The sequence below is a fragment of the Polaromonas sp. P1_G4 genome, assembly GCF_056405475.1.
The window spans coordinates 1-11602 of record NZ_JBFUCA010000085.1 but is presented as its reverse complement, the minus strand read 5'-3'; the positions used below and the strand labels follow the sequence as shown (position 1 = coordinate 11602).

At 63.1% G+C, this 11602-nt stretch carries 3 protein-coding genes; 2 read left to right on the top strand and 1 reads right to left on the bottom strand.

Going from position 1 to position 11602, the window contains the following annotated elements; translation table 11 throughout:
- Positions 1 to 16 precede the first annotated feature (16 nt).
- Both AC1D1X_RS06465 and AC1D1X_RS06460 read left to right on the top strand, forming a co-directional pair.
- Positions 17 to 6478 (top strand): beta strand repeat-containing protein, encoded by a 6462-nt coding sequence (locus AC1D1X_RS06465; protein ID WP_477697998.1) that lies wholly within the window; start codon positions 17 to 19, stop codon positions 6476 to 6478.
- Complete coding sequence (locus AC1D1X_RS06460) at positions 6475 to 10614, top strand: OmpA family protein (RefSeq protein ID WP_477697997.1); 4140 nt, start codon at positions 6475 to 6477, stop codon at positions 10612 to 10614. The genes AC1D1X_RS06465 and AC1D1X_RS06460 overlap by 4 nt, the downstream gene beginning before the upstream one ends.
- Positions 10615 to 10657: 43 nt before the next feature.
- On the opposite strand, the gene AC1D1X_RS06455 is transcribed toward AC1D1X_RS06460, so the two are convergent.
- Positions 10658 to 11602 (bottom strand): YifB family Mg chelatase-like AAA ATPase (locus tag AC1D1X_RS06455; protein WP_477697996.1); only part of this gene is annotated, 945 nt, incomplete at its 5' end.

The window sequence follows — 11602 nt, the reverse complement described above, 5'->3', positions numbered from 1 at the left end:
CAGCTGCACGGTGACAGTGAACTTCACCGCGGCTGTTCAGGCGAACGGCGTGCCGGTGACCTACACCAACAGCATCCCCCAAGGCGCCGTGGATGTGGGCGACCCCGCCATCAAGAGCCAGGCGGTATCGGCCACCATCCTGGTTGCCGACGACCTCCGTGTTCTCAAATCGGTACAACCCACGACACCCGTGGCGCCGGGCAACCCGATCCAGTACCAGATCACCGTGCAAAACTTCGGCGCTGGTGCGATCAATACCGTATCGGTGACGGACAACTTCACCAACGGCCAGACATTCCTCACCGGCACGATCAACGGCCTTAATTACACGCCGACTGTCAGCGCCGCTTGCGGCAACGTCAACTCTGCGAGCCCACTGGGCAGCAATGCGCCGGTCTTTACCATCGACACCGTCCCGGCCCGCACCAGTGTCAGCGTACCGGGTGCCTGCACCATCACCGTGTGGGCCATGGCGTCCACTGTTGCGGTGGCCACCTCGAACAACGTCATCGCTGCCGGTGGGGTTTGCTACAACGGCGGCGCCACTTGCAACGGGGGTGCTTCCAATTCCACCAGCGTAGGCACCAACCCGCCCGTGCTCGCAGCAACGAAGGCGTTTGCCCAGTCCTCTCCCGGCGCCAGCACGTTTGCCGAGGGAACCATTGTCCGCATGACCATCACGCTGACGAACAAGTCGGCGAACCCACTGACCAACGTTGCGGTTTCGGATACTCTGCAATTGGCAACCAGCGGTGGGGGCCAGCTCCGCATCGCAAATCCGGCCAACGCGGCAAGCACCTGCGGCGCCCCCGCCATCACGGCGGTTGCCGGCTCCACTTCGATCGGCATCACCGGCGGCACCGTTCCGGCTCGCGCCAACAACGGCACGGGTGCGGACGGCAGCTGTAACTTGCAGGTGGATGTCGTAGGGCCGGCCGGCGTTTATAACAACACCGCGACGGTCGACGGCACCGAAACCTACGGGAACGGCACGACACACACACTGGGTACGGTATCAACCAACACCCCCCAGCTGACCTACACCTCCGCGCTGACCGCGAACAAGAGCTTCAATCCACCCGGCGTGTCCTCGGGCGGCAAATCAACGGTCACGGTTCAGCTCCTGAATTCGAGCGCGCTCGCGCTGACAAACGTCAGTGTGACCGATCCGCTCCCGGCGGGCATGGTGCTGGCCACTCCGCCCAATGCGCAGACGACCTGCGCGGGAAGCACGTCCATCACGGCTGTTGCAGGGGCAGGCAGCGCAACGTTGACCGGCGCCAATGTGGCGGGCGGCGGAAATTGCGCTTTCCTGTTTGATGTGGTGGCAACAGGCGGCGCGAACTGGGTCAACAGCATCCCCCCCAACGGCATCCTCGCGGACGGCGGCGTGCGTAACGTCACCGCCGTTGTCGGCACGCTGCTTTTCAATGCTCCTACCGGCCTGGCCGTCAGCAAAACGACTTCCATCAGTTCCCTGGCTTTCCCCGGCCAGGTGAGCCGGCTGACGATCAACATATCCAACGGGTCCCAGGCGGTTACCAACCTGGATATCACCGACTACTTCACGGTCGGCGGTGTTGCAGGCGGCACCAACAATGGGTGGGTGGTGACGCCTACCCCGGCAACCGCAACGACATGCCCGGGCGGGGTTGTGACCGCTGCGGCGGGCGCGCGATCGGTCCGTCTGTCAGGGGTAAACCTGGCTGCAAACGCGACCTGCCAGGTATCGGTCAACGTGACGTCTGCCGTGACCGGTGGCAACACGAACACCATTCCGCCGGGTGCCATCATCACCGACCAGAACCTGACCAATGCCAACCCGGCAACGACCAGCCTGGCGATCAGCACGAACATTGGCATCGTCAAGCAGTTCACGCCTAACGTGGTGGCGCCGGGTACCCGGTCCCGCTTGCGCATCACTTTCTATAACCCGCTTTCACAGCCCGTCAGCGACCTGGCGGTCACCGACACCTTGCCGGCTGGTGTGACCGTTCCCAGTGGCGCGAATCCGACGACGACATGCCAGGGTGCGACGGTCTCTTCGACGGTCAACACGGTGCAGCTTTCGGGCGGCATCATCGTCGCCGCGGCCGGAAATGTGCCGGCAACCTGCCAGGTTGAAATCGACGTCTTTGTGGCGGCGCAAGGCGACTATGTCAATACCATTCCAGCCAACGCACTAACGGCAACCGCGGGCGGCAATGCCCTGGCGAACACCCAGCCTACGAGCGATACGCTGCGCGCGAGGTCACCAGTTGTGGTGCACAAGGCTTTCAGCGCCCGCACGCTGGACGCAGGCAATCCTGTCGGGTTCACGACCGGGTCCGACACCAAGGCGCCCGGTGCGGCGGCGGTCATGACGATCCGTTTCGACAATCCCAACAACACGCTGCTCAACGGCATGACCCTGACGGACGCATTGCCCGCCGGACTTGTCGTCGCGCCTACGCCGGCGGCGGCCACGACCTGTGCAGGCGGCACTGTTGTTGCCGCAGCGTCCGCCACCAGCGTTCGCCTGACCGGGGCCACACTCGCAGCCAATGGGTTCTGTACCGTCACGGTGAATGTTCTGAGCAACATTTCGGGCGTGTACACCAACACCATCCCGACCGGGAGCATTACTACCACCGAGGGCGTCACCAACCAGGAGCCCACCAGCGCACAGCTCATTACCTCCACCCCGCCGACCGTCGGCAAGCAGTTCACCCCTGCGGTGATCCCACCGAGCGGCGTATCGCGCCTGAGCATCGTCATCGGCAACACGAATGCCGCAGCAATGACCTTGAGCGCGGATTTTGACGACGTCCTGCCGACGGCACCCGGCCAGATCCGTTTGACGGCAGCTCCGGGCATGACGACCTCCTGCGGCGGTACTGTCGTGGCTGCCGCCAACGCCACCAGCGTGAGGCTCAATAGCGGCGGCACGATCCCCGCAGGTGGTTGTACGATTGATGTCAATGTGACGGGGCTGACGGCTGGCGTACACACCAACAACATTCCCGCCGGTGCCCTACAAACGAATCTGGGCAACAACCAGGCGCCTGCCAATGCGACGTTGACGATCAGCACCCTTGGCTACATCTCCGGCAAGGTTTTCAGAGACAACAACGTCACGCCCAACGGCACCTTTCAGAACGGCACCGACACGGGGATCGCCGGGGTCGGCATTGAACTGCGCAGCGGCGCAAACTGCAGTGGCGCACTGCTGACGACAGGAACCACCGATGCGCTCGGCAACTACCTGTTCTCCTCACTGGCTGCCGGCAGCTACTCCGTTTGCCAGCCGGCGCAGCCCGCGGGAACCACCAATGGCATCACGACCGCCGGCCCCATCAGTGGCATCAATGGCAGCACGGGTTCAGCCGGTACGGCATCCAACCCCACGGCTACCACCAGCCAGATCACCAACGTGGTTCTCAATGGTGACGGCGGAGCCGCCGAAATTTCGGGCTCCGCCAACAACAACTTTGCCGAAGTCGTTCCTTCGACCATTTCGGGCAAGGTGTTCAAGGACCTGAACAACAATGGCGCGCAGGACGGCGCGGATGATCCGCTCGCAGGCGTCACCATCGAGCTACGGGACGCAGGCAATGCGCTGGTCGCGACCACGGTCACCGATGCGGCGGGCAGCTATTCGTTCGGCAACCTTTTGCCTGGAACTTACAGCGTGGTGGAGCCCGCACAACCTGCCGGCACCTCTAACGGCATTACCACCGCGGGCGCTGTTCCGAACGGCGGAACACCCGGAACGGCGACCACACCGGCTGTCACACCGAGCCGGATCAGCAGCATCGTGCTGCCGCCCAATACGGTTTCGAGCGGCAACAACTTCGCCGAGGTGTCCAATGGCGGCACGATTTCCGGCAAGGTCTTCCTGGACTATGACAACAGCGGCCTGATGAATGGAAGCGATCACGGCATCGGCGGACAGACGATCAATCTGACGGGCACCGACATCAATGGGCTCGCTGTCTCCAGGTCAACGGTCACGCTGGCCGACGGTACCTATAGCTTTACGGGGCTCGCGCAGGGGACCTATACCGTGACGCAGCCCCTGCCGCAGGCCACCGGCACGACCAATGGCCAGACCATCGCGGGCAGTACCGGCGGAACGGCGACCTTGCCGGCCAACCCGGTGTCCTCGATTTCGACGATTCCACTCGCCAGCGCGAATGCCGTGTCAGCTGACAACAATTTCGCTGAAATCCCGGGCAATGCGCCTGACCTGGCGATCGCCAAAACGCACGCGCCGGTCAGCTTCGCCCAGGGATCCAGCACAGGCTTCTACACCATCACCGTTTCCAATGTCGGCGCAGCGGCAACGTCCGCCACCGTGACGGTGGTCGACACCCTGCCTGTGGGTATGACTGTAGCTGCCGTCAATGGCGGCGCAACCTGGTCCTGCTCCAACACCGCAACCACCGTCACCTGCAACACCAACAGCGTGATCGCCTCCGGTGCCACAGCGCCCGTCATCACGGTACGTGTTGCGGTGGCTGCCGGTTTGTCCGGACAGGTCCTGGTGAACACGGCGGTGGTCTCCGGCGGCAATGAGCCCAGCGGCTTTTCCGGCAACAACACGGCAACCGACCCCACGGCGATCTCCGACGTGGCGGCGGTGCAAGGCAGCGTGTGGCGCGACCTCAACCATGACCGTATCAAGGACCCAGGTGAACCATTGGTCCCGGGCTGGATCGTCGAGCTGACACTCGGCGGCGTGGTGGTGGGCACCACAACCTCCGATGCAAACGGCGCTTACAGCTTTTCCAGTGTGGCGCCGGGCTCGGGTTACCAAATCCGCTTTCGGGAGCCCACAAGCGGGCGCATCTATGGACGCCCGGTGCCCAATGAGACCGGATTGCCCTATACGAATGGACAGGTGAATTCGACCTCCAATCCGGCCGGTGCGAACAATACCGACGGAACGTTAAGAGGCCTCACGCTAACCGCCGGTACCACAACCTTGGCCCAGAGCCTGCCGCTGGATCCGAGCGGAGTGATCTACGACGCGGTCAGCCGTCAGCCTGTACCCAACGCCATCGTCACACTCTCGGCCCCAGGCCTCACCGCAGCCGATGTGATTGGCGGCAGCCTGACGCAGACGACGGGCGCTGATGGTTCTTACCAGTTCCTGTTGCTGGGCGGTGCTCCGGCAGGCGCGACCTTGTACACACTGACGGTGACGTCGCCACCGGGTTACCTGCCCGGTCCGTCGGCGATCATTCCAGCCTGTACCGCGACCCTGGGCGTGGGCCTGGCGCCTCCGAGCCCAGATCCGGCGTTGGTGCAGAACAGCAACTTCGCACCCACAGCGGGCGTGCCGCTGCACAACCCCGCAGCTTGCCCCAACAACACCCTTGCCCTTGCGGGCGGTGCGGCCACGACCCAGTACTTCTACACGTTCACTTTTGCCGCAGTACCAGGCTCGGCCAACGTGTTGAATAACCACATCCCGCTGGACCCGGTGCTGGGCGGCGCAATTGTGATGACAAAGAGCACGCCGCTGGTCAATGTGGTCCGCGGCGACCTGGTGCCGTACAACATCACGGCGACCAACACGCTGAATGCGGTGCTCGGCAACATCAACATCGTGGATGTGATTCCGGCGGGCTTCAGGTATCGCACCGGCTCGGCATCGCTCAACGGCGTGGCACTTGAGCCCACGGTGAGCGGACGCAATCTCACCTGGGCCGGCCAGACGTTTACCGCAGGTGAGCGCAAAACGCTTCGCATGCTGCTGGTGGTGGGCAGCGGTGTGTCGGAAGGCACTTACGTGAATCAGGTCGCAGCCCGCAATGCGCTGGTCAACGCCCAGGTGTCCAACACCGCCACAGCGACGGTGCGTGTGGTTCCCGATCCCACCTTCGATTGCTCCGACATCATCGGCAAGGTCTTTGACGACAAGAACGCCAACGGCTACCAGGACGAGGGGGAGCCGGGCATCGCGAATGTCCGCATTGCAACTGCGCGCGGGTTGCTGGTTACCAGCGACCATGATGGACGTTTCCACGTGGCTTGCGCGGCAATCCCGAACGCTGATCGCGGTTCCAACTTCGTGATGAAGGTGGACGAAAGAACCCTGCCTTCGGGCTATCGGTTGACAACCGAAAACCCGCGTGATGTACGGGTGACACGCGGCAAGATGGTGAAGCTCAATTTCGGCGCGACGGTCCATCGTGTGGTCCGGCTCGAACTCTCCGGCTCTGCATTCCTGAACGACGGCACGGAGTTACAGCCTGCGTATCTCGCGGTGCTGGAAAAGCTGCCTTCGCAACTCGCGACACGTCCATCCATCCTGCGCATTGCCTATCACCGAGGCGCCGAGGCGGCGGGGCTTGCGGAAAAACGCGTGTCGGCGATCGGTGACCGGATACAGGTCTTGTGGAAGGAAAGACGAAAGAAGGAGCGCGCGGAAACAGACAGTGAACCCCTCCATCCCTTGATGATTGAAACCGAGCTGGAGTCGGCGAAATGAATTTCCGTACACACACCATTGCAGTAGCCGTCAGCGTCCTTTGTGCAGGGTCTTCTGTATGGGCCGCCACCGAAGTCAGCGGCAAGCGAATTGACAATGGCCGTATCGACCTGTTCTCGGTGCCGCCGCCTGCGGAGGTGCAGCCGGCCATCAACTACCCGTTGCCTTCGGGCGTTACGCGGGAAGAGGCGGCAGGCATGCGCAGCCGCGCAGCGCAGTTGCCGCAGAGCGTGGCCTCCGTCAACAAGGCGCTGGAAGAAGCCAGGGGCCAGAGCCTTTTTGTGTCGGGCAAGGCCGAGTTGCTGCCCGCCGCCAAAGCATCCATTGAGGCGCTAGCCGCCGAGATACGCGCCAAGGGCGCGTCGTCTCCCGGTATGCGCATTGCTGTTGTCGGGCACACAGACAACCAGCGATTGGCGCCGGAGACAAAGCGGATATTCAAGGACAACCAGGGGCTTTCCGAGGCCCGCGCCCTGGCCGTTGCAGCCTATCTCAAGCAGCAGCTGAACAATCCCGCCATCACCTATTCGATCGAGGGTGCAGGCGAGAACAAACCGTTGGCATCGAACGCGACGCCTGAAGGGATGGCCCGCAATCGCCGCGTCGAGCTGCGCGTGTGGTTCGAGGCCGTAGCGCCGGCAGCCGTTCCTGTTCCGCTGGCGGCCGCCAAGCCCTGCACGCCACAGGCCGTGGGGCAGTCCACTGTGCCGTTTCGCATCACGATTGATGGCGAGCCTATCAATGCCTCCGAGATTCCCAATGAAGCAGATGGTCAGCGGTGCGCTGACGTCGCGCTCGAGAAGGCTGACATCCAGGTGCGTTATGACAGCCTGGCCATTGCGCCGGTGATGAATGCCTGGGCCACACCCAATGCAGCGGTCAAGGGCGAGGTGGTGGAGTTCCGGGCCTGGGCGAACTACATTCCCTGGATCAAAAAAGCCGAACTGCGGCTTTTCCGTGCAGGGCAGAAAACACAGGAGCAGCCTTTTGAGGTCGTGCCCATCACATGGTCAGGCGCGCTCAACTGGACCGTTCCGGCCAATACGGCCGGCGACCAGGTGTTCTACCTCCTGCGTGTTTATGACGCCCAGGGGCGTTTCGATGAGACCAGTCTGAAATCCCTGAACCTTCTGGTGCGCGCCATGCCGGTCAATGAAGATGCGGAGAAGCTCGAGCGCGAACGGCTGACGGGGTATGGCGAAAACAGCCTGGCGCTGCGCAATATTCCGGTGACCGGCGGCACCGTCACGGTCAACGGCACCAATCTCAAGCTGGGCCAGCGCATCGAAGCGCTGGGGCTGGAACTGCCGATCGATGCGCAGGGCAAGTTCGCCATGAAACAAATCATGCCGGCAGGTCCGCAGTCTGTAGAGGTGACGCTGAAAGAGTCGGACGGGCGCGCAAGCAACTTCCGCCGCAACCTCAACATCGCCGCGGATGACTGGTTTTACCTGGCACTGGGGGATTTGACGGTCGGGAAAAACAATGTCTCCGGGCCCGCCAAACTGGTGACCGGGGACTTAAGTCACTATGAAGACAAGGTGTATGTTGATGGCCGTGCCGCTTTCTACCTCAAGGGAAAAATCAAGGGCGAATGGCTGCTGACGGCTTCGGCCGATACCCGGGAAGGTCCTATCGAGGACCTGTTTTCCAACTTCTCCAGCAAGGATCCCAAATACCTTCTGCGCAGTATTGACCCCAACCTCTACTACCCCGTTTACGGTGATGACAGCACAACGGTGGATGATGCGCCGACGCAGGGCAAGTTTTTTGTCAAACTGCAAAAAGGCGACTCGCACGTCATGTGGGGTAACTTCCAGACCTCGTGGAGCGGGACGGAGCTGATGCAGTACTCGCGCGGCCTCTATGGCGCGCAGGTGCGCTACCGCTCTGAAGATGCCACGACCTATGGCGAAAAACAGACCCAGATTGATGCTTTTGCCGCCGATCCGGGAACGCTGGCTTCGCGCGAGGAATTTCGCGGCACGGGAGGCTCGCTCTACTACCTGCGCCACCTCGACATCACACAGGGCTCGGAGCGCGTCTGGATCGAGGTCCGCGACAAGGACTCCGGCATGGTGATCGAGCGCCGCGAACTCGCGCCTACGCAGGATTACGAGATCAACTACCTTCAAGGCCGTATCCTGTTGCAATCGCCCCTGTCGGCGACCGGCGCCGGCGCCGGCCTGATCATGKCGTCTGCGGTAGGCGGCCAGCCGGTCTACCTCGTGACGACATACGAGTTTGCACCCGGCGTCACGGCCATCAACAACCTGTCGACCGGCATTCGCGCGAGCCAATGGCTGAACGACCATGTGCAGCTGGGCGCCAGCAGCTACCACCAGGGCGAAACAGGCTCCAGTCAGACGCTCAAGGGGATCGACGGGACGCTGCGCTACAAGCCCGGCACCTGGCTGAAGTTTGAGGCGGCACGTTCCAAGGGGCCGGGCAATGGCGCCCAAACCTCTCTTGATGGCGGCTTTGGATTTAACACGCTGAACAACGGCGGCATCCAGTCGGCCGGCGCAGAACGTCTGGAAGGCTCGGTGGATCTCGCCGAAGTCACCGACAGCATGAAGGGGAAGATCACCTCTTATGTCCAGAACCGTGACCGCGGTTATTCGGCCCCGGGGCAGATTGGCATAGGCGGTGAGGCGGTCCGGCAGGCCGGTGCCGCTGCCGATGTGGAGCTTGTTCCGGGCACGCGCGTGCTGGTCAAGGCAGACAAGCGCGACGGCGATCTGCAGAATAACCAGAACGCCGAACTTGCGGTGCGGCAGACGCTGAACAGCGAATGGGAAGTCGCTGTCGGGGTCCGTGCGGACGATCGTTCCAATGTCACGCCAAATGCCAGCCCGTTGCTTTCCCAGACCGGATCGCGCACGGATGCGCAGGTGAGGGCGGATTACCGGCCTGATCGTGCGGGTGGGAAACCCGGGGAAAAAGAAAACTGGGAAGCTTACGGTTACGTTCAGGGGACGCTGGAGCGTGACGATACGCGCGACCCCAACAACCGCGTCGGCCTGGGTGGCGCACTGCAAGTCAGCGAACGCGTGAAGCTCAGCGGCGAAGCATCCGGCGGCAGCATGGGCGCCGGCGGCAAGCTGGGCGCCGACTACCGCATCTCCGACCGGAGCAATGCCTATCTGGCGTACACGATGGAAACAGAAAGCCCGGATGTCGCGTGGCGCGGCCGCCAAGGGACGCTGGTCTCTGGTGCAAGCACCCGCGTGTCCGATCAATTGCGGGTGTTCGGCGAGGGCCGTGCAGTCAATGGGGCCGGCCCGCAAAGCTTGACGCAAGCCTTTGGCATGGACTGGTCGCCTAATGACCGCTGGAACTGGGGCGCCAAGGTCGAGTTCGGAACCGTGTCCGACCCATTGGCCGGTGACCTCAGGCGCCGTGCGCTCGGTGGCTCTGTCGGCTACAAAAAGGACAGCCTGAAATACAGCGGTAATCTTGAGTGGCGCAACGACCGGAGCAATGTGTCCGGCGAACGTACCACCTGGCTGATGCGCAACACGGTGGGCATGCAGGTGGACCCTGCCTGGCGCGTGCTGGGCAAGCTCAATGTCTCGCGTTCAAGCAACAGCCAGGGGGCCTTTGTCGACGGTAACTACCATGAGTTTGTGCTGGGCAGCGCCTACCGGCCGGTTGACAACGACCGCTGGAACACCCTGTTCAAGTACACCAACCTGCACAACGTGCCGACCGCGGGCCAGCTGACCCCTTCGGGCCAGGCGGCCGACTACGCGCAGCGCAGCCAGGTGTTTTCCGTCGACACAATTTACGACGTGAAGCCGTGGCTTTCCGTCGGCGCCAAATACGCGTTCCGCGTCGGCGAGCTGAAAATGCCGGTTGCCGGCGGGGAGTGGTTCTCCAGCCGTGCTGATCTTCTGATCTTCCGGGCGGATCTTCACCTGGTCAAGGAGTGGGACGCCCTGATTGAATGGCGCAACCTGCGCGCCACGGAGGCGCAGGATGCAAAAGCCGGCATGCTCCTCGGTGTCTATCGCCACCTTGGCAAGGGGGTGAAGGTTGGGGTGGGATACAACTTCACCAAGTATTCCGATGACCTGACCGACCTGTCTTACCGCAGTCGGGGCTGGTTCCTGAATGTGCTTGCCACCTATTGAGCGATTGAGTTAGTCGGGCTTTTGCGCGGCTCGGCGGCCCTGGTCAATGGGCTGCCTTGAGCGCCCGACGGTACTGCACGGCTTCCGCGACGTGGACGACCTGGACGGCCTGTGCGCCTGCGAGGTCGGCAATTGTCCTGGCCACTTTCAGGCAGCGATGGATGCTGCGGCCTGACCACCCCAACCGCGCTGCTGCGGTGTTCAGGAATTTCGCGGCTGCGTCATCGAGCTGGCATTGCGCATCAATGGCCTGGCCTTCCAGCGCCTGGTTGGTGGTGCCCTGCCGGGCAATAGCACGATCACGTGCCGTGGCAACCCGGGCCCTGATAACGGCAGTGGCTTCGCCCGGCGGCGCGTTGACCAGTTCATCGGCTGCAAGCGCACCCACCTCAACATGCAGGTCGATGCGGTCCAGCAGCGGGCCGCTGAGCTTGCCCTGGTAACGCGACACCTGTTCGGGCGAACAACGGCAAGCCCGCAAGCTCGAGCCGAGGTAACCGCAGGGGCAAGGGTTCATCGCTGCGACCAGCTGAAAGCGCGCCGGGAACTCGGCGCGCTGGGCGGCTCGCGAAATGGTGATGGTGCCGGACTCCAGCGGTTCACGCAGGGCTTCCAGGGCTGCCCGCGGAAACTCCGGGAGTTCATCCAGAAACAGGATGCCGCGGTGCGCCAGGGAAATTTCACCAGGCCGCGGCGGGGAACCACCACCGACAAGCGCAACGGCGCTGGCCGTGTGGTGCGGCGCGCAGGTGGGGCGTATCGCCCATTTGTCCAGCGTGAACCGGCCGCCCAATGACGCCACCGCTGCGCTTTCCAGTGCTTCTTCGGTGGTCATGGCCGGCAGCAGGCCTGCAAAGCGCTGTGCCAGCATGGATTTTCCGGAGCCTGGGGCGCCCATCATCAGTACGCTGTGCCCGCCGGTCGCGGCAATTTCCAGGGCGCGCCGGGCCGCCGCCTGGCCTTTGACGTCGGCCAGATCAGGATATGG